This window comes from Actinobacillus seminis (genome assembly GCF_002263215.1).
GTDB classification, from domain to species: Bacteria; Pseudomonadota; Gammaproteobacteria; order Enterobacterales; family Pasteurellaceae; genus Actinobacillus_B; species Actinobacillus_B seminis.
Genome location: NZ_NLFK01000006.1, coordinates 143742 through 169879, shown reverse-complemented (window position 1 = coordinate 169879; position 26138 = coordinate 143742). Strand labels below are relative to the sequence as shown.

At 40.4% G+C, this 26138-nt stretch carries 20 protein-coding genes and 5 pseudogenes; 14 read left to right on the top strand and 11 right to left on the bottom strand.

What is annotated here, in order from left to right; translation table 11 throughout:
* The first annotated feature begins 462 nt into the window (after positions 1 to 462).
* The 12 genes and pseudogenes from CFY87_RS07545 to CFY87_RS07490 all read left to right on the top strand — a co-directional run bounded on the left by CFY87_RS07545 (position 463) and on the right by CFY87_RS07490 (position 10190).
* Positions 463 to 2490 carry a BCCT family transporter gene (locus CFY87_RS07545; protein WP_094946593.1) on the top strand — a complete coding sequence of 676 codons (2028 nt, stop codon included), beginning with the start codon at positions 463 to 465 and terminating at the stop codon, positions 2488 to 2490.
* Between the two features lie 300 nt (positions 2491 to 2790).
* Positions 2791 to 3438 carry a cytochrome c biogenesis heme-transporting ATPase CcmA gene (ccmA, locus tag CFY87_RS07540; protein WP_094946592.1) on the top strand — a complete coding sequence of 216 codons (648 nt, stop codon included), beginning with the start codon at positions 2791 to 2793 and terminating at the stop codon, positions 3436 to 3438.
* Positions 3438 to 4103 carry a heme exporter protein CcmB gene (ccmB, locus tag CFY87_RS07535; RefSeq protein ID WP_094946591.1) on the top strand — a complete coding sequence of 222 codons (666 nt, stop codon included), beginning with the start codon at positions 3438 to 3440 and terminating at the stop codon, positions 4101 to 4103. The genes ccmA and ccmB overlap by 1 nt, the downstream gene beginning before the upstream one ends.
* A gap of 19 nt (positions 4104 to 4122) precedes the next feature.
* Positions 4123 to 4854: a heme ABC transporter permease gene (locus CFY87_RS07530; RefSeq protein WP_094946590.1), complete on the top strand. Its 732-nt coding sequence runs from the start codon at positions 4123 to 4125 to the stop codon at positions 4852 to 4854.
* A gap of 13 nt (positions 4855 to 4867) precedes the next feature.
* Positions 4868 to 5071: a heme exporter protein CcmD gene (gene ccmD, locus CFY87_RS07525; RefSeq protein WP_094946589.1), complete on the top strand. Its 204-nt coding sequence runs from the start codon at positions 4868 to 4870 to the stop codon at positions 5069 to 5071.
* Positions 5068 to 5601 carry a cytochrome c maturation protein CcmE gene (gene ccmE, locus CFY87_RS07520; protein ID WP_094946588.1) on the top strand — a complete coding sequence of 178 codons (534 nt, stop codon included), beginning with the start codon at positions 5068 to 5070 and terminating at the stop codon, positions 5599 to 5601. The genes ccmD and ccmE overlap by 4 nt, the downstream gene beginning before the upstream one ends.
* Positions 5598 to 7565, top strand: a complete 1968-nt coding sequence (locus CFY87_RS07515) for a heme lyase CcmF/NrfE family subunit (RefSeq protein WP_094946587.1) — start codon at positions 5598 to 5600, stop codon at positions 7563 to 7565. The genes ccmE and CFY87_RS07515 overlap by 4 nt, the downstream gene beginning before the upstream one ends.
* 9 nt (positions 7566 to 7574) lie before the next feature.
* Entirely contained in the window at positions 7575 to 8123 is a 549-nt protein-coding gene (locus CFY87_RS07510; RefSeq protein ID WP_094946586.1) for a DsbE family thiol:disulfide interchange protein, read from the top strand.
* Positions 8123 to 8593, top strand: coding sequence for a cytochrome c-type biogenesis protein (locus tag CFY87_RS07505; protein ID WP_094946585.1), 471 nt, complete (start codon positions 8123 to 8125; stop codon positions 8591 to 8593). The genes CFY87_RS07510 and CFY87_RS07505 overlap by 1 nt, the downstream gene beginning before the upstream one ends.
* A gap of 3 nt (positions 8594 to 8596) precedes the next feature.
* The gene (ccmI, locus tag CFY87_RS07500; RefSeq protein ID WP_094946584.1) at positions 8597 to 9520 is read left to right on the top strand and encodes a c-type cytochrome biogenesis protein CcmI; all 924 of its coding nucleotides are present in this window, start codon (positions 8597 to 8599) and stop codon (positions 9518 to 9520) included.
* A gap of 123 nt (positions 9521 to 9643) precedes the next feature.
* Positions 9644 to 9799, top strand: a pseudogene (locus CFY87_RS12310) (VOC family protein); the annotation flags it as partial.
* Positions 9800 to 9863: 64 nt separating this feature from the next.
* The gene (locus CFY87_RS07490; protein WP_094946582.1) at positions 9864 to 10190 is read left to right on the top strand and encodes a hypothetical protein; all 327 of its coding nucleotides are present in this window, start codon (positions 9864 to 9866) and stop codon (positions 10188 to 10190) included.
* A gap of 83 nt (positions 10191 to 10273) precedes the next feature.
* Here CFY87_RS07490 and CFY87_RS07485 read toward each other — a convergent pair whose 3' ends face one another.
* Complete coding sequence (locus tag CFY87_RS07485) at positions 10274 to 12490, bottom strand: NADP-dependent isocitrate dehydrogenase (RefSeq protein ID WP_201793246.1); 2217 nt, start codon at positions 12488 to 12490, stop codon at positions 10274 to 10276.
* A 223-nt stretch (positions 12491 to 12713) separates the two neighbouring features.
* Between CFY87_RS07485 and CFY87_RS11555 the strand changes: the two are divergent.
* Positions 12714 to 12929, top strand: a pseudogene (locus CFY87_RS11555) (hypothetical protein); the annotation flags it as partial.
* Here CFY87_RS11555 and CFY87_RS07480 read toward each other — a convergent pair.
* The 5 genes and pseudogenes from CFY87_RS07480 to metG all read right to left on the bottom strand — a co-directional run bounded on the left by CFY87_RS07480 (position 12890) and on the right by metG (position 20390).
* A complete protein-coding gene (locus tag CFY87_RS07480) occupies positions 12890 to 14236 on the bottom strand; it encodes an ABC transporter ATP-binding protein (RefSeq protein WP_236757388.1) in 1347 nt (448 codons plus the stop codon). The pseudogene CFY87_RS11555 and the gene CFY87_RS07480 sit on opposite strands and share 40 nt — an antisense overlap.
* A 35-nt stretch (positions 14237 to 14271) precedes the next feature.
* Positions 14272 to 14958: pseudogene (locus tag CFY87_RS07475) on the bottom strand (ABC transporter permease subunit); the annotation flags it as partial.
* Between the two features lie 54 nt (positions 14959 to 15012).
* Complete coding sequence (oppB, locus tag CFY87_RS07470; protein ID WP_094946579.1) at positions 15013 to 15936, bottom strand: oligopeptide ABC transporter permease OppB; 924 nt, start codon at positions 15934 to 15936, stop codon at positions 15013 to 15015.
* A 112-nt stretch (positions 15937 to 16048) separates the two neighbouring features.
* Positions 16049 to 17665: pseudogene (locus CFY87_RS07465) on the bottom strand (ABC transporter substrate-binding protein).
* Positions 17666 to 18323: 658 nt separating this feature from the next.
* A complete protein-coding gene (metG, locus tag CFY87_RS07460) occupies positions 18324 to 20390 on the bottom strand; it encodes a methionine--tRNA ligase (RefSeq protein ID WP_094946611.1) in 2067 nt (688 codons plus the stop codon).
* Between the two features lie 165 nt (positions 20391 to 20555).
* On the opposite strand from metG, the gene apbC reads away from it, so the two are divergent.
* Positions 20556 to 21668, top strand: coding sequence for an iron-sulfur cluster carrier protein ApbC (gene apbC, locus CFY87_RS07455; protein ID WP_094946578.1), 1113 nt, complete (start codon positions 20556 to 20558; stop codon positions 21666 to 21668).
* A 167-nt stretch (positions 21669 to 21835) separates the two neighbouring features.
* Here the strand turns inward: apbC and lsrG are convergent, their stop codons facing one another.
* From lsrG to lsrC, 5 genes and pseudogenes are all read right to left on the bottom strand, one after another.
* Complete coding sequence (lsrG, locus tag CFY87_RS07450; protein WP_094946577.1) at positions 21836 to 22153, bottom strand: (4S)-4-hydroxy-5-phosphonooxypentane-2,3-dione isomerase; 318 nt, start codon at positions 22151 to 22153, stop codon at positions 21836 to 21838.
* Between the two features lie 53 nt (positions 22154 to 22206).
* Positions 22207 to 23077: pseudogene (gene lsrF / locus CFY87_RS07445) on the bottom strand (3-hydroxy-5-phosphonooxypentane-2,4-dione thiolase).
* A gap of 20 nt (positions 23078 to 23097) precedes the next feature.
* Positions 23098 to 24114, bottom strand: a complete 1017-nt coding sequence (gene lsrB / locus CFY87_RS07440) for an autoinducer 2 ABC transporter substrate-binding protein LsrB (RefSeq protein WP_094946576.1) — start codon at positions 24112 to 24114, stop codon at positions 23098 to 23100.
* Positions 24115 to 24192: 78 nt separating this feature from the next.
* Positions 24193 to 25155, bottom strand: coding sequence for an autoinducer 2 ABC transporter permease LsrD (gene lsrD / locus CFY87_RS07435; protein WP_094946575.1), 963 nt, complete (start codon positions 25153 to 25155; stop codon positions 24193 to 24195).
* A gap of 12 nt (positions 25156 to 25167) precedes the next feature.
* On the bottom strand, positions 25168 to 26136 hold the full coding sequence (lsrC, locus tag CFY87_RS07430) for an autoinducer 2 ABC transporter permease LsrC (protein WP_094946574.1): 969 nt from the start codon (positions 26134 to 26136) through the stop codon (positions 25168 to 25170).
* Between the last annotated feature and the right edge of the window lie 2 nt (positions 26137 to 26138).

Sequence of the window (26138 nt, the reverse complement as noted above, 5' to 3'; positions counted from 1 at the left end):
AATCCTCTGATTGAAACCTAATCAATCTTACCCGATAAAAATCTTCTGTCAAATTATTTTTTAGCATTTTATCGCTATCAACAGCAATCCTCAGCAATCCGATAAGCATAAAAAACTAAATTTTTTAAAATATAAAAAATCAAATGCTAACATCATTTTACTTTTCCCCGTTTTTTATCTAGTATTTCCGTCTTTCAACTCATATAAAAATGTTGCTTTTTCAGACCGCCCTTTGGCTGATAGCAATTTGCCTTTTTGATAACTTTTTGTTATGGTAAAAAAGATAGTGCGTCTATTTCGTCATCAAATTTGATATTTAAAGACGTATCATCAACCCCAAATACTCATTAAAAACCTTATTTTTTTTTTTTTTTTAAAAATTCTCACTTAGTTTTCTGGCAAAAAACTCTACCGCGCTTTAGTGTGCTGATAATTTGCTATGACTTATAGGAGAATTTGCGGATGAATTTATCGTCGATAATTCATAAAAACTCATCATTTAATCCCCTTGTTATCGGAACCACTTTATTATTGGTTGTGTTATTAGTCCTTGCGACACTTGTTTTTCCAAACTTCACGCAACAAATGCTCGATTGGGCAAAAGCCGCGATTTTTTCGCATTTTAGCTGGTTCTATATTTTATCTTTTTCTATTTTTTTGTTTTTTCTTATCGCCCTATCGGTCAGCAGCCTCGGCAATATTAAATTAGGCAGTAATGAAGAAGAACCGGAATTTGCCTTTCATTCTTGGCTTGCCATGCTGTTTGCCGCTGGCATGGGGGTGGGATTAATGTTTTTCGGCGTCGCCGAACCGCTCACCCATTATTTTTCCTCAATTACCACCGGAAATTTTGAACATAAACAACAAGAAGCCATGTTGCACACTTTTTTCCATTGGGGCGTGCATGCTTGGGCGGTTTATGCGGTGATCGCCCTTGCGCTTGCTTATTTCGGTTTCCGTTACAAGCTCCCGCTTGCCTTGCGTTCTTGTTTCTATCCGTTACTTAAAGATCGCATTAATGGCAAATGGGGGGATTTAATTGATATTATGGCGCTCATTGCGACCCTGTTCGGGATTATCACCACCCTCGGCTTTGGGGCATCACAAATCGGCGCTGGGTTGACGCAATTAGGTTGGATCAATGAAAACAGTTTCGGCTTGCAAGTTGGCGTGACTGTTGTGGTCATGAGTTTAGCGGTTTTCTCTGCGATTTCCGGCGTCGGCAAAGGGGTGAAAATCCTAAGTGAGCTTAACTTGAGCTTAGCTTTTTTATTGATGATTTTTGTGCTGGTTTGCGGACCGACTCTCTATTTACTTAGCACCTTTAGCGACAATCTTGGTACTTATTTAAGCAACCTTATCGGCTTAAGTTTCAAAACCTATGCGTATGAATCCGATAATACCTCATGGTTTACCAACTGGACGGTATTATATTGGGCGTGGTGGTGTTCTTGGGCGCCCTTTGTGGGCTTGTTTATCGCCCGAATTTCACGTGGTCGCACCATTCGCGAATTTATTTTCGGTGTATTAGCAGTGCCGAGTTTATTTTGTGTCATCTGGTTTACTGTATTTGGCAATAGCGCCATTTGGGTTGATCTCAATGTTGCTGGCGGCAGCTTGCATGAACTGGTTTCTGCGCCGGAAAAATTGCTGTTCCACTTTTTGCATTATCTACCGCTGCCTACTGTCACCGGTATGGTTGCGTTGATCATTATCGCCTTGTTTTTCATTACCTCGGCAGATTCCGGCATTTATGTTCTCAACAATATCGCCTCGCGCGATAAAAGCCTCGTATCACCACGCTGGCAAGCGATCATGTGGGGTGTGTTGATGTCGCTTGTTGCTATCGTTTTATTAAAATCCGGCGGTTTAGGCACCTTGCAAACCATGACACTTATCGTCGCGTTGCCTTTTGCCATGCTTATGTTGGTGATGTGCGTCAGTTTATGGAAGGGATTAAAAAACGACAAACGTTATTTTGATGCCAAATTGACGCCGAGCAGCGTGTTCTGGAATGGGGAGCAATGGAAAGCGCGCTTGGAGCAAATGCTGAACCAAACGCAAGAGCAAGATATTCAACAATTCTTACGCAAAGTGGCATTGCCGGCAATGCGCGAATTACGTCGCGAATTAACAGATGTGCATAATCTTAACGTTGAAATTATCTCCCATATTCATGATCAGGATCCGTCGCTGGAATTTATCATCAAAAAAGAATCCTTGCGCGATTTTATGTACGGGATCAAATCCGTGAAGCGGGAAATTTCCGAACAATTGATTGAAGACGATCATTTGCCGCATATTCAGCATGACACCACCTATCAACCGTTAAATTATTTCTTTGATGGGCGTACTGGTTATGATGTGCAATATATGACCAAAAACGAATTGATTACGGATATTTTGAAACATTATGAACGTTATCTTTCTTTGTTGGAAGATGTTGGACAAGAGTTGATGGCGCATGAACAAACAGAATTAGCGGAATAATCTACTCCAATTCATACCATAAAGTGCGGTCATTTTTTCTGATATTTTAAAAATCATGCCAAAATCGACCGCACTTTTGTTTTCTCTATTATGTTCACTATCCGGCACGCGCCGGATTTCTCTCCTGCCTTAAATTAAACGCGTAGTTTTTAATCAATTCTATTGTCTGATTTTTTGTTTTAAATCAAAAGATCATAGCAGTTACGCCTAAAGAGGTAGGGATTTTCGTCCTTTCATTACTACGTCTCTGTTTAATCCTATGATAGAATGCGTTTTTCAAAATGGGAAAAATAATTTGTGATGTCAACGCTAAACCAATTACAACTCATCCGAGTGGCTTGCCAACGCGGAGATAAACGTCTTTTTGACCATCTCTCGTTCACGTGGCAATCCGGCGATTTTGTGCAAATTGAAGGACATAACGGGATTGGAAAAACCAGTTTATTGCGCATTCTGGTCGGGCTGGCACGCCAAGCGGAGGGCGAAGTGCGTTGGAATGGCGTCAATATCCATAAAAATCGCGAGGAATACCACGCCGATTTGCTCTACTTAGGGCATCACGCCGGTATCAAACCCGAGCTAACCGCCTGGGAAAATCTCAAGTTTTATCAACAAATCAGCCAAAGCCGGCAAGGTGATGAGATTTTATGGGATGTGTTGCAGAAAGTGGGATTATTGGGGCAAGAAGATATTGCGGCTGCTCAACTTTCCGCCGGGCAACAAAAACGCATTGCCTTAGCCAGATTATGGCTTTCGCGCGCGCCATTGTGGATTTTGGATGAGCCTTTTACTGCCATTGATAAAAATGGCGTGCAAATTTTGACCGCACTTTTTGAACAACAGGTGAAAAATAACGGTATCGTGATTTTAACCAGTCACCAAGAAGTGCCGAGTGCGTGCCTACAAAAAGTGCGGTTAGAAAATTACCGGTTTCGGGATAGTGAATAATGGTATTTATTGAGATTATTAAGCGGGAACTAAAAATTGCCTTTCGCAAAAAAGCGGAAATTTTCAATCCGCTTTGGTTCTTTTTGATCGTGCTTACCCTTTTCCCATTGGTTATCGGTCCCGATCCGAAATTACTGGCGAAAATTGCGCCGGGCATTGCTTGGGTGGCAGCGTTACTGTCCGCATTATTATCCTTTGAGCGTTTATTTCGGGATGATTTTATCGACGGTTCCTTGGAACAATTGATGCTCAGCGCGCAACCCTTGGTGGTCGTCTGTTTAGCAAAGGTCTTAGCCCATTGGCTATTAACCGGACTGCCCTTGATTTTATTATCCCCTATCGCTGCTTTATTACTCGCTTTAGAGATTAAAATTTGGTGGGCATTGGTATTTACCCTGTTATTAGGTACACCGATTTTAAGTTGCATTGGCGCAATAGGCGTGGCGTTAACCGTTGGATTACGCAAGGGCGGCGTATTATTAAGTTTGCTTATCGTGCCTTTGTTTATTCCGGTATTAATTTTTGCCGCGGCGGTATTGGATGCGGCAGCCTTGAATTTATCTTATAACGGGCAATTAGCCATTTTAGGCGCAATGTTAGTTGCCGCGATAACGCTTACGCCCTTTGCAGTGGCTGCCGCATTGCGGGTAAGTTTGGATCAGTAAAAAATAAAAAGGAAAGAGCATGTGGAAGTGGTTACATCCTTACGCTAAATCAGAAACGCAATATCGTTTATGCGGAAAATTTATTCCGTTTTTTATGGTATTAACCTTGTTATTGTTAGGCGTCGGCGTGGTTTGGGGCTTGGCTTACGCGCCGGCGGATTATCAACAAGGCAACAGTTTCCGTATTATGTACATACATGTGCCGACGGCGATTTGGTCTATGAGTATTTATGTGTCCATGGCAATCGCCGGTATTATCGGGCTGGTGTGGCAAATCCGCCAAGCGCATTTATCCATTCTTGCTATGGCGCCTATTGGTATGGTGTTTACGTTCCTTGCATTGGTCACCGGTGCCGTTTGGGGAAAACCAATGTGGGGAACTTGGTGGGTTTGGGATGCGCGTTTGACCTCATCTTTAATTTTATTTTTCCTCTATTTGGGCGTGATTGCGCTATATTCCGCTTTCCAAGATCGCGCTACCGGCATGAAAGCCGCCGCGATTTTGTCTATTGTCGGCGTGATCAATATTCCGATTATTCATTTCTCCGTGGAATGGTGGAATACATTGCATCAAGGCGCCAGCATTACCAAATTTGAAAAACCCTCCATTGCGACGCCAATGCTAATTCCGTTGATTTTATGCATTTTCGGCTTTATGGCGTTAACGATTTGGTTTACGTTAGTGCGCTATCGCGTGGAGTTATTGCGTGATGACAGCAAACGTCCTTGGGTAAAACATTTAGTCAAATAAAAGGGGCAACATTATGTATTTCCAAACTTGGAGTGATTTTTTTTATATGGGCGGTTACGGGTTTTACGTGTGGCTGTCCTACGGAATTTGTTTGATTGCTATTGTGTTATTGGGTTTGCAAAGTAAATTCGGTCGCCAAGCAATTTTTCGTGAAATTAAACGTGAACAGCAACGCCTTGCGCGTCAACAAGCGACAAAAACAGGTAACACATTATGAATCCAAGACGTAAATCCAGATTAACCCTTGTCTTATTTGTTTTATTGGGCGTCGCGGTTGCGTCCGCGCTCGTATTATATGCCCTACGCCAAAATATCGACTTGTTCTATACGCCATCCGAAGTGGTGTATGGCAAACATAATGATCCGGATAGCAAACCTGAAGTCGGACAACGGATCCGTATCGGCGGAATGGTGGTCACAGGTAGCGTACAACGCGATCCACAAAGTTTAAAAGTCAAATTTGCCTTAAATGATATCGGTCCTTCCGTTGATGTGGAATATGAGGGTATTTTGCCGGATTTATTCCGCGAAGGACAAGGAATTGTGGCGCAAGGTGTGTTAATTGCGCCAACGGTCTTGCAGGCGTCTGAAGTGTTGGCGAAACATGATGAGAATTATGTGCCGCCGGAATTGGATGCGCAAATGCAAAAAGCACATAAACCCATGGGAATTTCCGATCAAGATTTGAAAGGCGAAAGCGAACGCGATCGTCAACAACAAACATTACAACAAGGTAAACCGCAATGATTGCAGAATTAGGAAATTACACGTTAGCATTAAGCCTCGCTATTTCCATTTTATTAGGCATTATTCCGTTGTGGGCGTCGAGTAAGGGGCATCAGCAACTGATGGGGCTTGCTCGTCCGATGACTTACGGTTTATTTTTTAGTTTAACGGTTTCCTTTATTGCGCTGTTTTATTTATTTGCGATAAACGATTTCAGCGTACAATACGTAGTCAATAATTCCAACTCCAACCTTCCTTTGCAATATCGCCTATCGGCAGTCTGGGGATCTCACGAAGGCTCTTTGTTGCTATGGATTTGGTTATTAACCTTGTGGGGTGCCGCGGTCGCATTATTCAGTAAACAATTACCACAAGAAGCAGTAGCGCGTGTGCTTGGTATTATGGGATTGATCAGTATCGGCTTTCTGATTTTTATCCTATTTGCTTCCAATCCGTTTCATCGCACGTTCCCCGATTTTCCGGTAGACGGAAAAGAATTAAACCCGTTATTACAAGATGTCGGTCTAATTTTCCATCCACCATTATTGTACATGGGATACGTCGGTTTTTCTGTTGCCTTTGCCTTTTCCATTGCTTCACTCATGAGTGGCAAACTCGATACCGCATGGGCAAGATGGTCGAGACCTTGGACCCTTGCCGCTTGGGTCTTTTTAACCTTAGGTATCGTGCTTGGTTCTTGGTGGGCGTATTATGAATTAGGCTGGGGCGGCTGGTGGTTCTGGGATCCGGTGGAAAATGCTTCCTTGATGCCTTGGCTTGCCGGTACTGCATTAATCCACTCGCTTGCGGTCACAGAAAAGCGCGGTTCATTTAAAGCTTGGACAGTCTTGCTGGCAATTTTAGCCTTTTCACTTTGCCTGCTCGGTACCTTTTTAGTACGCTCAGGTATTTTAGTTTCCGTTCACGCCTTTGCCTCCGATCCGACCCGCGGATTATATATTTTAGCGTATTTAGTGGCGGTAATCGGCGGTTCTCTGACACTCTACGCCTACAAAGGCAATCAAATTCGCTCCCGAGATAATGCCGAACGTTACTCGCGCGAAACCTTGTTGCTCGCCAATAATGTGTTATTAATGACCGCACTTGCGGTAGTTTTATTAGGTACTCTACTCCCCTTGGTACACAAACAGTTAGGCTTAGGCACCATTTCTATCGGCGCCCCGTTTTTTGATCAAATGTTCCTAATTATCATGACACCATTTGCTTTCTTATTGGGCGTCGGACCTTTGGTGAAATGGCGTCGCGATCAATTTTCCGCCATCAGAACGCCGGTGGCGATTAGCGTTATTCTCATGGCAATCTGCGGTTTTGCATTACCTTATATATTACAAGATAGACTTACGGTAAGCGCCGTTTTGGGAACCATGATGACGGTAATTATCCTATTGCTTAGTTTATATGAAATACACCAACGAGCGACTCACCGCCATGGGTTTTATCGTGGCATAACCAAATTTTCCCGCTCGCACTGGGGAATGATTTTAGCTCATGTGGGTGTTGCCATGACCGTGTGGGGCATTGCTTTTAGCCAAAACTACAGTATCGAACGCGACGTACGCATGAACGTGGGCGACAGCGTAGAAATTGCCGGTTATCAATTTAAATTTAACGGTGTACATGAAAACCGAGGTCCAAACTATATCGGCGGAGCCGCTACCGTAGACATCACTCGCAATGGTAAAAGGGAAGCCACACTATTAGCAGAAAAACGTTTTTACACCGTCAGTCGCATGAGCATGACCGAAGCGGCGATTGATTGGGGCTTTAGCCGCGATCTTTATGTTGCCCTTGGCGAACAGTTGCAAGACGGCGCTTGGGCATTGCGCCTATATTACAAACCGTTTATTCGCTGGATTTGGTTTGGCGGCATCTTCATGGCACTCGGCGGATTACTCTGTATGTTTGACCGGCGTTACCGTTTTGCTAACCTGTTAAACGAATATCGCGGCAATCGAGCAAAATAGGAGCTGATAATGAATAAAAAACGGTATATTCCACTGATTGTTTTCCTTGTTTTAGCGGTGACGTTTTTGGTGCAATTACAACGAAATGCACAAGGTGACGATCCCAAAGCACTGGAAAGCGCCTTGATTGGCAAACCGGCGCCGGCAAAAACCTTGCACGATTTATTCAATGACCAAAGTTACGAGCAGGCGCAACTGTTTCAGCAAGGCAAACCAATTTTGTTAAACGTATGGGCGACCTGGTGTCCCACTTGTTACGCGGAACATCAGTATTTAAACAAACTCGCTAAACAAGGGGTGACTATTGTCGGTTTGGACTATAAAGACGACGGCGCCAAAGCGGTAAAATGGTTGAAAGATTTGGGAAATCCGTATCAAGTCGTGTTGAAAGATGAAAAAGGTGCCTTTGGATTAGATCTTGGGGTTTATGGCGCGCCGGAAACCTTTATTGTGGATGGCAAAGGCGTTATTCATTATCGTCATGCCGGCGATATCAATGAAAGTGTTTGGCGAAATAAATTACAGCCGATTTATAACAAATTGCTTGAGGAAAAATAATGAAAAAATTGACCGCACTTTTGCTATTGTGTTGGAGTTTTTCCGTTGCCGCGGCAATTGATGCCCTTGATTTCAGCTCTGCACAACAAGAAAAAGATTACCATACGCTAACGCAAGAATTGCGCTGCCCGCAGTGCCAAAATAATAATATCGCCGATTCCAACGCCTCTATTGCGGTGGATATGCGGGCAAAAGTGTTTGAATTGTTGCAAGAAGGCAAATCAAAACAAGATATAGTTAATTATATGATTGAGCGTTACGGTAATTTTGTCACCTATAATCCGCCGCTAACACCGGCAACCGTTTTATTGTGGGCATTGCCGGCATTGTTATTGATTTTGGGTTTCATCTTTCTTTGGCGACGCAAACCGCTTGCCGATAAATCCGCGTCATCCAATGCCGCAACGACAAATGAATTAGCGCCGGAACAGCAACAACGTTTAGCAAAATTATTACAAGATAAGGAATAAAGCATGAATTTCTGGCTCATTGCAATCGGGTTCACCTTACTGGCAACGCTTATTTGCTTCTCCCCGTTATTGTCCAAAAAACACAAAAATGAAAAACAAGCGCAATTAAAACGAGATAACTTAAACAAAGCCTTTTATTTTGACCGCCTCAAAGAATTGGAACAAGATGAGCAACAAGGCTTGCTGGAAAACAGCCGCCAATTAAAAACGGAATTACAACAAACCTTATTGGAAGATATTCCACAACAAGAAAGCGCACCGGTCCTCCATGGCAAATTCTATGGAAAAATTTGGTTTATTTCTGCCTTTATCAGCTTAATTATTTTAAGCACATTGGCATATATGAACGTCGGTTTTTGGCAGATGGAAGCTATGTTGGAAAAAAGTTATGAAAAACTACCGCACTTTTACGCACGTTTAAATGATGAAAAAAATCCATTATCCGACAGTGAATTACAACAATTTTTGACCGCGCTTCGTCTGGAAGCGCAAAAATCACCGAAAAAGGCGGAAAATTGGGGCAACCTTGCACGCGTTGCTATTGCTGTGGATAATATTGATTTGGCATTTGAAAGCTATAAAAAAGCTCATGAATTAGATCGTAATAGTACGGAATATGCCCTAGGTTATGCAAAAATTTTGATTTTTTCCGATAACCCGCTAGAACAACAAAGCGGTGAGCAAATTTTAAAAGTGATTTTAGCCAAAGATCATACCAATTTTGATGCGTTAAGTGCATTAGCATTTAGTTTTTTCCAAAAGGAAAATTATACAATGGCAATTTCTACTTGGTCATTTATGCAGAAGCTTTTACCGGCAGAGGATCCTCGTATCGCCTTGTTGGAAAAAAGTATCAATGCGGCAAGAAATGCCCAATTATTGCAATCTGAAGAAGAAAAAAAACCACCTATTTTCCAGAAAAATTAGGGTAATTGAATAAAAACGCTCATCTCCATTTCCATTTGGTTATTTTTGACTATTTTGCTATAGTATAAAAACAACACCTTGAAAGGCATTCTACAGTTGCGTCATTTATACCGAGAGAATGATATGGAATTGTTTATCAAAGGATTTCATCATGTTGCATTAATTGTCTCCGACTATGAACGATCCAAACATTTTTACACGGAAATTTTGGGTGCTAAAGTAATCCAAGAAACTTATCGTGCAGCAAAACAAAGCTATAAATTAGATCCGGCGTTTGCCATTAGAATTTTATGTATAATTTTACATGATCAAAATAGGTTAAATATCAACTATAGGAGGCAATATGAAAAAATTTGCTACTCTTGCCGGCGCGTTAGTGCCGGTAGCTTGTTCTAATTCTTCATCGCTGCCACAAATACCATTGGATATGCAGACGGTCGCACAATATCAAGCAGAAGTCGCACGCCCAAAACCGCTGACTGCCGCTCAAAAAGCCGCCGCAACACAAACCGCAGAAATGCCGCTTAATGCCAGTGACAATCGCGCTACAAGTCGGCAACAAAGCCAACCGAAAATTATCGTTTCTCCCAGCATTGGTTATTATCATGGTTTTGGTGGACGTCGCTATCTCGGCTACAGCGAGTTATACGGTTACCCTGAATATTGGTAATAATGTTTATAATGCACAATAAATGATCATCAATTTATATGAAATGAAAAAGACGGTAGATAAATCCACCGTCTTTTTATGTATTAAATACGATCAATAATGGCATTTAGCGTGCCGGACGGACGCATTGCTGAAGATGTTGTAGTGAAATCAGGTTGATAATATCCTTTGAGGTCTCGTGCTTTGCCTTGAGAAGCAATCAATTCTTCAATAATCTTGACTTCAGAATTTTGCATTGCTTCTGCAATCGGTCTAAATTTCGCCGCAAGTGCGCTATCTTTTGTTTGGCTTGCAAGTGCTTGCGCCCAATACAATGCCAAATAAAAATGTGAACCACGGTTATCAATGGTACCTAATTTTCGTCCGGGCGCCTTATTATTCTCTAAAAATTTGGCATTGGCTTCATCTAAAGCATTAGCTAATACCTGTGCTTTTGCATTGTCTTGGGTTTGTGCAATATGTTCAAGCGAGGCTTGTAATGCCAAAAACTCACCGAGAGAATCCCAACGTAAATAACCTTCGGCAATAAATTGCTCAATTAGTTTTGGCGCTGAACCTCCGGCACCGGTTTCAAATAAACCACCTCCATTCATTAACGGAACAATAGAAAGCATTTTAGCAGAGGTGCCTAATTCCAAAATTGGGAATAAGTCAGTGAGATAATCGCGCAAAACGTTACCGGTGGCAGAAATGGTATCTTTACCTTCGCGAATGCGTTGGATAGAACGCTTGCATGCTTCGACCGGAGAGAGAATTTGAATATCCAATCCGGTTAGATCAAACTCCGGCAAATATGTCTGCACTTTTTTGATAATTTCGCGGTCATGAGCACGATTTTCGTCCAACCAGAAAATCACTGGTGTGTGAGATAAACGAGAACGTGTCACCGCTAATTTGACCCAATCTTTAATTGGTGCATCTTTCGTTTGACACATACGGAAAATATCGCCGGCTTCAACCGTTTGGCTCATATACACATGACCGTTGCCATCCGTTACGCGAATTGCACCGTCCGCTTCCGCTTGGAAGGTTTTATCATGTGAACCATATTCTTCCGCTTTTTGTGCCATTAAACCTACATTCGGAACCGATCCCATGGTTCTCGGATCAAATGCTCCATTAATTTTGCAATCTTCGATCACCGCGGTATAAACCCCAGCATAGCAACGATCCGGAATCAATGCTAAAGTATCTTGTTGTTTTCCATCTTTGTTCCACATTTGACCGGAGGTACGGATCATTGCCGGCATGGACGCATCCACAATCACATCAGATGGAACGTGTAAATTCGTGATTCCTTTATCGGAATTCACCATTGCAATATCCGGACCGTTTTCAATTGCCGCCTGAATATCGGCTTTAATTTGCGCCTCTTGCGGATCGCCTGCAATTTTGGCATATAGTTCGCCTAATCCATTATTTGGATTAACGCCTAATTGAGCAAAAAGTGCGGTGTATTTTTGGAAAACTTCTTCAAAATAAACCGATACAATTGCGCCAAAAATAATTGGATCGGACACTTTCATCATGGTGGCTTTCAAGTGTGCCGAAAATAGCACGCCTGCGTCTTTAGCTTCAGCTTTTGCTTGTTTTACAAAGGCTTTCAGCGCGGCTAAACTCATTACGGAAGAGTCGATTACTTCGCCAGCTTTTAATGGTGCTGGCGCTTTTAATTCTTTCACGGTTCCGTCTTTTGCCACGAATTCAATATTAAATTGTGACGCACTTGGCACGGTCACCGCTAATTCAGTACCATAAAAATCGCCGGCATCCATGTGCGCTACTTTAGTTTTAGAATCTTTCGACCAAGCCCCCATGGAATGCGGATTTTTCTTCGCATAATTTTTCACTGCTTTCGGTGCACGTCTATCCGAATTGCCTTCACGCAATACCGGATTTACCGCCGATCCCAACACTTTCGCATAAGCCGCTTTTATCGCTTTTTCTTCATCTGTTTTTGGATCGGCCGGATAATTCGGCACTGCAAAGCCATGCGCTTGTAGTTCAGCGATAGCCGCATTTAATTGTGGAATAGAGGCGGAAATATTAGGTAATTTGATAATATTGGCTTCCGGTTTTTGCGCCAATTCGCCTAATTCGGCTAACGCATCTGCGGTTTTTTGTTCGTCTTTGAGATATTGCGATAAATTTGCCAAAATACGACCGGCTAATGAAATATCTTTGGTTTCTACTTCAATATCAGCAGCTGAAGTAAAGGCTTGAACAATGGGAAGGAAAGAGTATGTCGCCAACATCGGCGCTTCGTCGGTAAGAGTATAGATAATTTTAGCTGTTGACATCAGCGTGACCTCCTGTATAAAAGGTTAAAAAGTCAATTAATCGCACATGAAATAACAGAAAACATTTCAGAATGTGTCTTGGTTATTCTACACCGCTAAACCAATTCAACTCAAGTAAATAAATTGTTAAATTTTTGTCTAATTTTTATAAATAACAATGGATACCTTATAAGAAAGCATATTATTTATTCTTCTTTGCTAAGAATAAACAGACAAATGCGACACACTCACGGGCATTTTCAGTATCGGTCAGACACAGAAAGGAAGTGCCTATTCATTTGTTTTAGGTCGTGACGCACTTGGTTGTCTACGAATCATTGTAAAGAAAAATCTGCTATTGGATCCGGCTGAAATCGTAACAAAATCGACCGCACTTATGAGATTAAAGTGCGGTGATATTCAGCTCAAATTGGAAGCGCTAATAAGGCGTTGCGTATAAGCATTTTTAGGTTGAGTAAATACCTGCTCGGTTGTACCCGTTTCGACAATCTCACCTTTACTCATCACAATAACATTATCGCTTAATGCTTGTACTACCGATAAGTCATGACTAATAAAAATGTAGCTCAGCCCATATTTGCCCTGCAATTTATTTAACAATTCGATGATGGTAATTTGTGTTGAACGATCGAGTGCAGAAGTCGGTTCGTCCAGCAGAACAAATTTCGGTTCAAGAATAATCGCACGGGCAATAGCAATGCGTTGTCGCTGTCCGCCTGAAAACTCATGAGGGTAACGATTCATCATAGAAGGTGAGAAATTCACCTCTTCCAATATATTCATGACTTTTTGTTGTCGTTCTTGTTTACTCATGTACGGGCAATGTACGGTAAGACCTTCCGCAATAATCTCCCCAATCGTTAAACGTGGAGACAGCGAATTAAAAGGATCTTGAAAAACAATCTGCATGTCTTTTTTCAATGCTTGAGCTTTTTCTTTCGATAAAGTGGCGATATTTTTTCCGTTAAATTGTAATATCCCCTGATAATCAAGAATTTGCATAATAGCACGTCCCAACGTTGATTTACCTGAACCGGACTCACCAACAATACCGAGGGTTTCACCGACTTTTAACTCAAAAGAAATATCTTTAACAGCATGGAAAACATTTTTCGGTTTACCGAACAATGTGCGTTTTAGTACATAATCAATATGAATGTTTTGTCCATTGATGAGGACAGGTGCATTTTCAGCCAACGGATGTTTTAAATCCGTAGGGATAGGTGTCAATAATTCTTGTGTATAGGGATGATGAGGTTGGTTAAACACTTGTTCTGTATTACCTCGCTCCACAATTTCACCGTTTTGCATGACACAAACGTAATTGCTGTAACGACGAACCAAACGCAGATCGTGTGAGATCAAAATGATCGCCATTCCTATATCTCGTTGTAATTCAAGCATTAAATCAAGAATTTCCGCTTGCGTTGTGACATCAAGTGCGGTCGTTGGTTCGTCCGCCATTAATAAATCCGGTTTATTAATAATTGCCATCGCAATCATGATACGTTGTAATTGACCGCCTGAAAATTCGTGTGGATAACATGCCATTTTCTTTTCCGCTTCGGGAATTTTCACTTTTTTCAGCATATCCAATGCGTGCTTATAAGCCTCCGCTTTACTCATTTTCGGATGGTGAATAGCCATCGCTTCCGCCACTTGCTCACCTATCGGTAGATAAGGATTGAGTGAAGTCATGGGTTCTTGAAAAATCATCGCTACGCGATCACCGCGAATGAGGCGCAACTCTTTTTCGGATAAAGATAGTATCTCTTTGTTTTCAAAAAAGATTCAAATAAAATCAGCGAGGGTACTTCCAAGGAAGCATAAACAAGGACAATGCCCAGAACATTAGGAATAATGTGTTTCCAAATAATTTGACGACGGGAGACACCGCAAACCATTGCGGCTTCAACAAATTCTTTATTTTTTAAGCTAAGTGTTTGTCCTCGTACAATTCGAGCAAGGTTCAACCAAGCAATCATACCGATAGCTACAAAAATCAAGAAAATATTCTTACCAAAAAACGTGACCAACAGTATCACGAAAAACATAAAAGGAAAAGAACTGAGAATTTCTAATGCACGCATCATGATCATATCCACTTTTCCTTCCACATAACCTGAGACAGCACCATAAACAGTTCCGATAAGTACGGCAATAAAAGCGCCCACAATGCCGACCATCAGCGAAATTCGTCCTCCTATAGCAATACGAACCAGCAAATCACGTCCGGAGCTATCCGTCCCCAAATAATGCCCGGACGCAAAATCAGGAGTAGTACTCATCATATTCCAATCGGTATCATCATAGCTAAAAGGAATGAACATTGGTATAAAAGTGATAAACAGCAACATGCAAAAAATGACGATTAAGCTGGCGACTGCAGCTTTATTACGAAAGAAACGACGGCGGGCATTTTGCCACAAACTGCGTCCCTTAATGAGGGAGTCACAAGCATTTTGCATGATATTTTCTGTCGATTTTGAGCGACTTTGACGATTAGAGCACATGAGATCTCCTTATGAATAGCGAATTTTCGGATCAATGATCGCATATAAAATATCAACTAATGTATTAAAGAAGATGGTAAGCGTCCCCACTAATATAGTGAGGCTAAGTACCAAGGAATAATCTCGATTTAAAGCACCATTGACAAATAATTGCCCTAATCCCGGTAAACCGAATACACTTTCAATGACCATAGAATCGGTAATAATACATACAAATGCCGGAGCTAAGTAACTGATCACTGGAAGAAGTGCCGGACGCAAAGCATGTTTGAAAATAATTTTTTTCAATGGCAATCCTTTTGCTTTCGCTGTACGAATAAAATTGGAATGCAATACTTCAATCATGGAACCTCGTGTAATCCGAGCGATACCGGCAACGTAACCGATAGTAAGAGAAAGAACGGGTAAAACCATATAATAAAGTTGACCGTCGTTCCAACCGCCGGCAGGTAACCACTTTAACCAAATGGCAAAAAATAACACTAAAAGCGGTGCAAAAACAAAGCTGGGCATGATCACTCCCGTCATCGCAAACCCCATCACAATATAATCCCAGCGACTGTTTTGTTTGAGAGCGGCAAATGTGCCTGCAACTAAGCCGATAATGACTGAGAAAATAAATGCGACAATACCCAATTTCAGTGACATGGGAAAAGCGGAAGCGATTAAGTTATTTACGCTTTGATCTTTGTATTTAAAAGAAGGTCCGAAATCACCTTGCGAGAGATTTTTCAAGTAAAGCAAATATTGCTTAAAGAGCGGTTCATTTAAGTGATATTTTGCTTCAATATTCGCAATGACTTCCGGCGGATAAGTTCGTTCGGAAGTAAAAGGACTACCAGGAGCCAATCGCATCAGAAAGAATGAAAATGTAATTAAAATAAACAATGTTGGAAGTGCTTCCATTATTCGTTTTACAATAAATTTCAACATCAAGAACTCCAAACTGATTAAATGAGAAAAAGTAAATGTTATTTAAAAATAAATCGTCAAATTCCCCTAACCTAATGTTGTCAATTAGGGAAATTTGACGGGATAAATAAGTTTAATGTTTAATAATATAAAGATTTCTCAATAAAATAATATCTTGAGGATCTTTACCTTCATAGCCCTTAACATAAGGTTTCACCAAACGCGGGTTAACATAGTTATATATCGGTATGATAGGAGCATCTGCTGCCAAAATCGCTTCGGCTTTAGCATAAGCTTTCATACGATCTGTCGCCTCGGAGAATTGATAAGACTCATTCACCGCTTGGTCGTAGACCGAGCTTTTGTAAAACGCTAAATTATTGCTTGAGTTGGAGAGAAAATAATTGATAAACGTTGTAGCCTGATTGTAGTCAGCCGACCAACCGGCACGTGCAATATCAAATTGTTTGTTGTGACGAGTTTCAATATACGTTTTCCATTCTTGATTTTCCAGTTTAACATCAACTAAACCACCCGTATTATTTTTCCAAATTGATGCCGCGGCAATAGCAACTTTTTTATGATTTTCATTGGTGTTATATAAAATGGTAAATTTCAATGGATTCGATTTACTGAAACCAGCTTCTTTCAATAATTGAACGGCTTGCTGATTACGTTCTTTCATTGATAATTTAGTATATTCAGGTCGCTGAATTGCACCACCTTCCGCAATATAGGTCGGTGTAAACACGTATGTAGGCATTTGCCCCTGTCCTAATACCTTATCTGTAATGATATTACGATCCAACGCCAAATTCAGTGCTTTACATACCCGTAAATCATTAAATGGTGCTTTCGTATTATTGATCTCATAGAAATAAGTACCCAATGTACGTGAAGTAAACACTTGATCCGGCATTTCAGCTTTTAATTTTGGGAACTGCTCCGGTGGCAAGGCATGATCTGTTATCTCCACTTCTCCCGCACGATAACGTTGCACATCCGTACTTGGATTTTGAATCGCTAAGAATGTTGCTTTATCAATCACGGTTTCTTTATCATTCCAATAAAGCGGATTGCGGACAAATTCAATTTTTTCATTGATGACATGTTTCGTCAATTTATAAGCACCGTTGCCCACGTGATTTTCTACTTTGACCCAATCATCACCGAATTTCTCCACGATATGTTTAGGCAAAGGCAAGACTGATTGATGTGTAGTCATACTCGGCAAATAAGGAATGGGATGACTTAAGGTCAGCACAAATGTATAATCATCCGGCGCTTTGACGCCAAGTGCTTCTGTCTTTTGCTTGTCATCAATAATATCTTGTGCATTTTCAATTTGCATATATGTCAGGTATGATGCATAAGGAGAAGCCGTTGCAGGATCCACTAAACGTTGCCATGCAAAAACAAAATCATGTGACGTGACAGGCTTACCGTCAGACCACTTGGCATCATGACGCAAGTGAAATGTCCATTGTTTAAAATCCGGCGTACTTTCCCAAGAAAGCGCAACACCCGGTTGTGAGTTTCCGTCAGAATCTACTGTGATAAGCCCTTCCAGAATTTGTAAAATAACCTGTGCTTCAGGCACTCCCTCGGTTTTATGCGGATCAAAACTTTGCGATTCGGCACCGTTATTGACGACAATCTCCTATTTTTTAGCTAACACGACCCCGACGGGAACATTAGCTGCCAAGGCAGGCAAAGAAAAACCCAATGCCATCATTGTAGCAACAAGCATACGAATAAATAGTGTTTGCATCATCAAGCTCCATTCCATAGTAATAGTCACCTTTTCGTTAATACCAGAAAAAATAACCTTTGTAAATAAGGTTATCTACTAAGTAAGACCATATTGTACTGTGCTGTTCGACTGACATAAATGCGACGCTTTCCTTTGTTGTTTGTGGAAAAACAACGTCAAACCGTAAACGAATGAAATACAAGAAGAAAAGTTCTCGCATGAGATATAAAGCAATTTTCTCATAAAGAGAATCAAACGATTGTAGAATGGTACTTCAAAAACAAATTCAAAAACAAAATGAAGAGTTTGGCTGTAATTGTAATAATAATCCTTACAAAGAGAGTGAAATCCCACTGTTTAGTGATGAAAAAGCAAATTGGTTTTGAGGAAATAAATACAATGTTAGTTATTTCTATGTTTAAAATGTTACCAAAATTTTGTTAACACTTTATTTATCTTTAAATTTTATTATGCCAATGTAGCCAATAGTTTACCTCCATTGCAGCACCAATTCGCCGACTTTTCCGACGTGAATTTTGCACGCCCCTTTGCTTGGTTTTAAATTCATCTTTAAAAACAACGCCCTAAAAGCTCAACTTGAACCTTTAGGGCGTGAACTCAAAAGCGCGGTCATCTTTTGGCGGATTTTACGCCGCTATTTTACTCGACTTCCCGCTTTGGCTCCTTGATCAACATCCAGCAAGAACAGATCCGTACCGCCTGTACCTGCCGATAAAATCATGCCCTCGGAGACGCCGAACTTCATTTTGCGCGGCGCTAAGTTGGCGACCAAAATTACAAAACGCCCTTCCAATGCTTCAGGGTTGCTGTATGCCGATTTAATACCGGAGAATACTTGGCGTGTTTCTGATCCCGCATCCAAGGTAAATTTCAGCAATTTGTTACTTTCCGGTACCGCTTCGCATTGCAACACTTTCGCTACCCGTAAATCCAATTTAGCAAAATCATCAATGGTGATGGTCGGTTCAAAGGGTTCAATTTCAACAGAAACGTCCGATTTTTCCACCGCGCTTTTTTCCTCTGCCACTTTTTTCGTGGCTCCCGTCATTTGCGCATTTTCCACTTTAGAAGCCTCAATCATGGTTTCAATTTGTTTCATATCAACACGACTAAACAACGCTTTAAATGGCGCAATTTGATGACCTAATAATGGTGTAGCTAAATTTGCCCAAGTTAATTCCGCTTGCAAAAACGCTTCTGCTCGTTCGGCAAGTTTTGGCAATACCGGTTTTAAATAACCCATCAATACTCGGAAAAGCTGAATACCCATGGAACAAACTTGCTGTAATTCCGCCTCAAGCCCTTCTTCTTTTGCCATCACCCAAGGCGCTTTATCATCCACATATTTATTTGCACGATCCGTTAATGCCATAATTTCACGAATGGCTTTGCTATATTCGCGATTTTCATAAAATGTCGCGATTTGCTCCGATTGTGCAATAAATTCGGCAAATAATGCCTTATCTTCTAATTTATCCGCCAGTTTCCCGGCAAAGCGTTTTTGGATAAATCCGGCATTCCGCGAGGCAAGATTGACTAATTTATTGACCAAATCCGTATTAACCCGTTGCACAAAATCTTCCAGATTTAAATCTAAATCATCAATGCGATTACTTAATTTTGCAGCATAATAATAACGTAAACATTCCGGATCCAAATGTTTTAAATAGGTCGCGGCTTGGATAAAAGTACCGCGCGATTTAGACATTTTCTCTCCATTCACGGTCACATAGCCATGCACAAAAATATTAGTCGGTTTACGTAATTGCGCGCCCTCTAACATTGCCGGCCAAAATAAACTGTGGAAATACATAATATCTTTGCCGATAAAGTGATAAAGTTCTGCACCACTGTCTTTTTGCCAAAAATCATCAAAATTAATACCGCCCTTTTTACTGCATAAATTTTTAAATGACGCCATATATCCAATTGGCGCATCCAGCCATACGTAAAAATATTTACCGGCAGCATTCGGAATTTCAAAACCGAAATAAGGCGCATCACGCGAGATATCCCATTGTTGCAACCCGGCTTCAAACCATTCTTGCATTTTATTTGCCACTTCTTGTTGTAAACTGCCGGAACGTATCCAGTCTTTCAACATACTTTCAAAACTTGGCAAGTCAAAGAAAAAATGCTCGCTTTCTTTTACTACCGGCGTCGCGCCTGATATTGCCGAACGCGGGTTGCTCAATTCAGTCGGACTATAAGTGGCTGAACATACTTCGCAGTTATCGCCATATTGATCTTCCGTTTTACATTTCGGACAAGTTCCTTTTACAAAACGATCGGGCAAAAACATTTGTTTTTCCGGATCAAAAAGTTGTGAAATGGTGTGACTTTTAATCAATCCGTTATTTTTTAATTGATGATAAATAGCTTCGGATAACTCGCGATTTTCTTCGCTGTGCGTTGAATGGTAGTTGTCGAAACTAATATTAAAACCGGCGAAATCCGCCATATGTTGTTGTTGTACATCTGCAATTAATTGTTCCGGCGTCATTCCCATTTGATCGGCTTTTAACATGATTGGCGTGCCATGCGCATCATCAGCGCAAACAAAATGAATTTCATGCCCGCGCATACGTTGAAAACGCACCCAAATATCCGCTTGAATATGTTCTAACATATGCCCTAAATGAATTGGACCGTTGGCATAAGGCAATGCGCAAGTGACCAAAATTTGACGATTATCCGACATTGATTTTTTACCTTTAAAAATAAAACAAAAATTGTAACTCATCTTACCTTATTGGCGGTATTTTTTCCAGTTCCACCCTATTTATCAATTTTTAACTTAACAGAATAAAATTGGCATGGTTAAATATAGCAATCCATTTTCTACTCTCATCAAAAGGATGTATTTATGCCAATTGTCTTTTCCGAAAATTTGACAGAAAATCAGAAAAATCAATTACAACAAGCGTTTCAACAATTTCAACATCCCAGTTTACAAAAAGATTTAATAGCATTAAATACGCTCAAAAAAATTGAAAAAGGTGGCGATATTTTACGTATCGAAATCACCCTGCCTTTCGCTTGGAATTGTGCTTTTGAACAATTAAAGACCGCACTTTCCGCACAATTGCAGGCGATAAGCGAATGCCAACAAATAAAATGGCAACTTAATTATCAAATCGCCACCCTAAAACGTGCTAATAATCACCCTGCGGTAAAAGGGGTAAAAAATATTATTGCGGTCACCTCCGGTAAAGGTGGCGTAGGAAAATCGACCGTATCAGTCAATTTAGCGTTAGCCTTACAAGCGCAAGGTGCCAACGTTGGTATTTTGGATGCCGATATTTACGGACCATCCATTCCACATATGTTAGGCGTTGCCAATCAACGTCCAACCTCTCCGGATAACCGGCATATCAACCCGATTAAAGTCCATAATTTATCGGCAAACTCAATTGGTTTTTTGATGGAAGCTGATAGTGCAACCATTTGGCGCGGACCAATGGCAAGCAGTGCATTAAGCCAACTATTGCAAGAAACCTTATGGCAAGATCTGGATTATTTAGTGATCGATATGCCCCCGGGGACCGGCGATATTCAATTGACCTTGTCACAACAAATTCCGGTCACCGGTGCGGTTGTTGTAACTACACCGCAGGATATCGCACTTATTGACGCAATCAAGGGGGTATCTATGTTCCAACGCGTTTCAGTTCCGGTGTTGGGAATTATTGAAAATATGTCCATGCATATTTGTAGCCAATGCGGTCATCACGAAGCGATTTTTGGAACCGGTGGTGCAGCGAAAATGGCGAAGAGATATCATGTACAGGTGTTAGGACAATTACCATTACACATTCGTTTGCGCGAGGATTTGGATAAAGGAATACCAACAGTTATCGCCGATCCGAATAATGAAATCAGCCAAGCCTTTTTACAGTTAGCGGAAAAAGTAGCAAGCGAGCTGTACTGGCAAGGCTCCGTCATTCCAAGTGAAATTATGTTTAAAGAAGTGAACTAAATCAATTTTACGTGGCTTTAGCATTCAAAGAGCGGTCATTTTGCTCTGCTGCAAAAAGTTAAACCGTTATTCAAAGGACTGATTTCGATATTGTATTGAACGCAGTCCTAACGCAAAAAAGCATTCAGATTATTTGGGTGTAGAGTAAAATACTTTCTCATACGACATCAATACTGCGCATCATTGGTTAACGTCTCCGAAAAAACCCAATCAAAGATTTTTTTGCTTCTTGAACCCGCCATTATTCGCTCAAGTTCTGCAACACAGCGTCGATAATGGGGCATTTTTCTATGTTCTTCCAGCGCCTGTTCATCAACATAAACTTCATAGGCATAAAAACGAGTTTTAATGTCAGGATCTCGTAATACATCAAAGCGTAAATTACCTTTTTCTTGTCTTGTTCCAAGATAATTATGTTTAAACACGTCAAGAAACTCTTGCTCTTTGCCTTCTTTGATATTAATTTCTACCAACATTGCAAACATAATGAACTCCTTAAATTTCAGGGCAAATATAATATTTGCCCATAAGTTAAGCTTTAATGATTTTTTTCGTCTAAATAAAGTTGATACGCTTTCTCTGCCGTTTCACCACCATGTACAACAGCATGAACTGCTTTGAGCATCGCAATTGGTGAATCAGATTGAAAAATATTACGCCCCATATCCACCCCTAATGCACCTTGATCGATTGCTTTGTAACACATATCTAATGCATTAAATTCCGGTAATTTTTTACCCCCGGCAATAATGATAGGGACAGGGCAACCTGCAGTGACTCGCTCAAAACCTTTATCCACATAATAAGTTTTAATAATATGAGCTCCCATTTCTGCAGCAATACGAGTGGCTAAAGAAAAATAACGCTGATCGCGCGCCATATCTTTCCCTACTCCGGTTACAGCCATCGTTGGCATACCATAACGAGTACCTTGATCAACTAATTGAATAATATTCTTAATTGATTGATGCTCATATTCTGAACCAATATAGACCTGTGCCGCCATTGCTGAAACATTTAAACGCAAAGCATCTTCTATAGAAACCGCAACAGCTTCGTTAGAGAGTTCAGTCAGAGTTGAATTTGCTCCTGAAGCTCGTAATACTACTGACTTACGTGTTTCTGGCGGTACGATACTACGTAAAATACCGCGCGTACACATCAGTATAAGCAAACAATGGTACAATATGTAAATCGATGCGCTCCAACCCTGTTGTTGGACCTTGGAAATAACCGTGATCAAAAGCAAGCATAATAGTTTTGCCTGTTTTCGGATTAAAAATATTTGCTAAACGAGACTGCATCCCCAAATCTAAAGCACCAGCCCCTTTTAAATAAAACGCTCGATTAGTTTGGGATTGAGCTAAACCAAAATCTTTACCATCTTTAATATCATCTAAATCAGCCATTTTTTGCCCCTTGTTTTAAACTAAAAATCATAGTTATCGATATTATCTTTGGTGAACACTACACGTTCCGGTAATAAAACAATACCATTACCTTTTGCCTCATAGTGATAGCCTTGTATGCTATTCGGAGAAACTTCCACTGTACCGATATGAGGAACATCAATTTTAGCTCCCACATTTAATGCCTTGCCTTTCAGCAATTCATTGGCTACTGCCACAGATATCTGACCTTGTTTAACCACATCCCATAAACCAAATTGTTTTACTGTGCCACGTTTTACATACGGTCGCATTACATTCGGTGTACTAAAACCAACAATGGCAACTGAACGTACTTTAAGATTTTCTGCCGCTTGAGCCGCTGCAGGCAATGCATTGGCATCCGGTGCAATAATGGCATCTAAATCAGGATAAGCTTTTAAAATTCCTTCAGCAGTTTGTAAGGATTTAATTGCATCGTTATAACCAAATTGGGTTGTAACAATTTTCCATTCCGGATGTTCTTTCATAATTTTTGCTTTTGCTGCATTCACCCATTGATTTTGATCGGTAACTGTTGGACTAGAATAGAAAAAGGCAACTTTCGCTTGTGGCTTGTCTAATTGGCTTGCCGCCATATCCACTAACATTGAGCCTAATTGCTCCGGTGTACCTTGGTTAATATAATGACTACGACATTCAGGTTTTACATCAGAGTCCCAAGTCAATACTTTAACGCCGCGTTTCATTGCACGTTGTAATGTTGAACATAATCCCTCTGGCGAAACTGCAGAAACAATAATCGCATTGTAACCTTGATTAACAAAGTTATTAATTAGCTGAACTTGATTTGAAACGCCGGGTTCTGTTGGTCCATCATAAGTGACCGAAATACCAAGCGTTTTCCCCATATCTATTGCACCTTGACCACCACTCGTAAAGAAACCGACGCCAACGAGTTTAGGAATAAAGGCGATACGCTCTACTGCGAGAACTGATGTGATAGCAGATAAACCCAGTACCGTTGCAAGTACGGTCAATTTTAATTGAAATTTCATTGTCAATTCTCCTATTTAAGGGATAGTTGATGATGTACTACTTCGCTAAAATTGTTGGTTTTTCCACCGCACTTTTATCTATTTGACCAAAGTACGATAATGTAAACGTAGAGATTTTCCAATTAACACAATGATTAGTAATGCACCCGATAATGCACTGGATATTTCGTTTGAAATACCAGCCATTTGTAAGCCTTGTTGCAAATAACCAATTAATAATGCAGCAATCGCTGTACCGATTATTGAGCCTGAACCACCGTAAATATTGGCACCGCCTAAAACTACTGCAGTTAATACTGGCATCAATAAAGAGCTACCCAAATCTGAACGTGCAGAACCAAAGTAAGAAACGAGTAGAATTGCTACAAAAGCCGCAATAAAGCCAGTCGCAGAATAAATAATAAAAAGTGTACGATGAACCGGTACTGCACTATAGCGAGATGTACGCTCACATTGTCCAATTAAGAACATACTACGACCTACACATGTTCTGTGCATAAATGCCCAGAAAAATATAGTGATAATTAAAAAATAAATAATTGGTGTGGGAATATTAAATAAAGTCCGGTTGGAAAATTCTAATAAGCTATCCGGAAATCCACTAATCCCCTCATAGCCTGTTGCTCCTGCGAAACCAGATAATAATAATGCGCCCCCAAATAGATACATTGTTCCTAATGTAATTATCAATGGATTTACTTTTGTATAGATAATCAAACTCGCATTGATTAATCCACAAAATATCCCTATAACAAAAGTAAATGGAATGGCGAAAGTTAAAGATAGATCAGATTTCAACAATACTCCCAATAAGATTGCACAAAGTCCAACTGTTGAACCAAAGGAAATATCCATTCCACCACTAACAATAACTACCGTTAAAGGCAATGCAAGCATTCCAATATAAATAAAATCACTCGTACTATAAAGTAAAACATTAAGATCCAGCATTCGAGGATTAATTAAACCAAAACCTAAAATCTCAAGAATCACTAAGATGAATAAAGTGGCTTCCCAACCATATTTTTTTATATTTAACATGGCGCAACCTCCCTATTCATTTTCTTTTAAAAAACGTGCGTAACGTTGTAATTTCAAGTTATTTGCAATCATAACTCGAATACGTCCATCAAAGACTAATACTGCAAGCAATACGATACCGGCCACAAAGTTATTCCAATAAGCGGGTACTTTCAATAAAACCAAAATCGTATCAATTTGAATAAGAAAATAAGCTCCTAAAACGGCACCAATTAAATTACCAGCACCACCCAAAAAACTAATGCCACCTAATACACAAGCGGCAATAGCTTTCATTTCTAATCCGCTCCCCGTTGAATTGGGTACAAAACCGATTTGTGATGTAAAAACTATTCCTGCTATCGCTGCCATTAATCCGTTTATTGCAAAAGCAGAAACTCTAACAATATCAATGTGTACACCAAGCTGTAATGCCCCCTGTAAATTATCCCCAACCGCATAAAAATCACGACCTGATTTTCGTTTTGTTAGGAAAAAATACATGGCAATAATTAAAGCGATAACCAAGCAACCCATTGGGGATAAACTAAATAACAAAGGCTCAGATAATGTTTTCAGATCTTGTGGTAAACCTTCAATCCATTTCCCACCAGTAATAAGCAACATAATTCCTTTATATAATCCTAAGGTTCCCAATGTTGCAACGATTGCCGGAATACGTAGAAGAGTCACTAATATTCCTATAAACCCACACATCAGTGTAATTAAAAAAGCGGAAACGAGACCAAAACCTGAGTTTAATGAACTTCCCGCAATAACAGCACACAGTCCCATTATGGAACCAACGGAAACATCAATATTACGAGTTAGAATAACAAAGGTTGCTCCAATTGTTAGTAAAATAACGATTTGTGCAGAGCTGAAAATCATCAATAAGGTTTCAAAGAAAAAACCGCCGCCACTTATCCCCAATAATAAAAAGAGAAAGCCTATTGCGACTAAAATGGTTAATTCTCGATTATCTTGTATGAACTTCCACATTT

What these genes read in the sequence shown, in the direction of transcription:
- CFY87_RS07545 (WP_094946593.1), top strand. Translation starts at nt 463, where the DNA reads ATGAATTTATCGTCGATAATTCATAAAAACTCATCATTTAATCCCCTT.
- ccmA (WP_094946592.1), top strand. Translation starts at nt 2,791, where the DNA reads ATGTCAACGCTAAACCAATTACAACTCATCCGAGTGGCTTGCCAACGC.
- ccmB (WP_094946591.1), top strand. Translation starts at nt 3,438, where the DNA reads ATGGTATTTATTGAGATTATTAAGCGGGAACTAAAAATTGCCTTTCGC.
- CFY87_RS07530 (WP_094946590.1), top strand. Translation starts at nt 4,123, where the DNA reads ATGTGGAAGTGGTTACATCCTTACGCTAAATCAGAAACGCAATATCGT.
- ccmD (WP_094946589.1), top strand. Translation starts at nt 4,868, where the DNA reads ATGTATTTCCAAACTTGGAGTGATTTTTTTTATATGGGCGGTTACGGG.
- ccmE (WP_094946588.1), top strand. Translation starts at nt 5,068, where the DNA reads ATGAATCCAAGACGTAAATCCAGATTAACCCTTGTCTTATTTGTTTTA.
- CFY87_RS07515 (WP_094946587.1), top strand. Translation starts at nt 5,598, where the DNA reads ATGATTGCAGAATTAGGAAATTACACGTTAGCATTAAGCCTCGCTATT.
- CFY87_RS07510 (WP_094946586.1), top strand. Translation starts at nt 7,575, where the DNA reads ATGAATAAAAAACGGTATATTCCACTGATTGTTTTCCTTGTTTTAGCG.
- CFY87_RS07505 (WP_094946585.1), top strand. Translation starts at nt 8,123, where the DNA reads ATGAAAAAATTGACCGCACTTTTGCTATTGTGTTGGAGTTTTTCCGTT.
- ccmI (WP_094946584.1), top strand. Translation starts at nt 8,597, where the DNA reads ATGAATTTCTGGCTCATTGCAATCGGGTTCACCTTACTGGCAACGCTT.
- CFY87_RS07490 (WP_094946582.1), top strand. Translation starts at nt 9,864, where the DNA reads ATGAAAAAATTTGCTACTCTTGCCGGCGCGTTAGTGCCGGTAGCTTGT.
- CFY87_RS07485 (WP_201793246.1), bottom strand. Translation starts at nt 12,490, where the DNA reads ATGTCAACAGCTAAAATTATCTATACTCTTACCGACGAAGCGCCGATG.
- oppB (WP_094946579.1), bottom strand. Translation starts at nt 15,936, where the DNA reads ATGTTGAAATTTATTGTAAAACGAATAATGGAAGCACTTCCAACATTG.
- metG (WP_094946611.1), bottom strand. Translation starts at nt 20,390, where the DNA reads ATGTCGGATAATCGTCAAATTTTGGTCACTTGCGCATTGCCTTATGCC.
- apbC (WP_094946578.1), top strand. Translation starts at nt 20,556, where the DNA reads ATGCCAATTGTCTTTTCCGAAAATTTGACAGAAAATCAGAAAAATCAA.
- lsrG (WP_094946577.1), bottom strand. Translation starts at nt 22,153, where the DNA reads ATGTTTGCAATGTTGGTAGAAATTAATATCAAAGAAGGCAAAGAGCAA.
- lsrB (WP_094946576.1), bottom strand. Translation starts at nt 24,114, where the DNA reads ATGAAATTTCAATTAAAATTGACCGTACTTGCAACGGTACTGGGTTTA.
- lsrD (WP_094946575.1), bottom strand. Translation starts at nt 25,155, where the DNA reads ATGTTAAATATAAAAAAATATGGTTGGGAAGCCACTTTATTCATCTTA.
- lsrC (WP_094946574.1), bottom strand. Translation starts at nt 26,136, where the DNA reads ATGTGGAAGTTCATACAAGATAATCGAGAATTAACCATTTTAGTCGCA.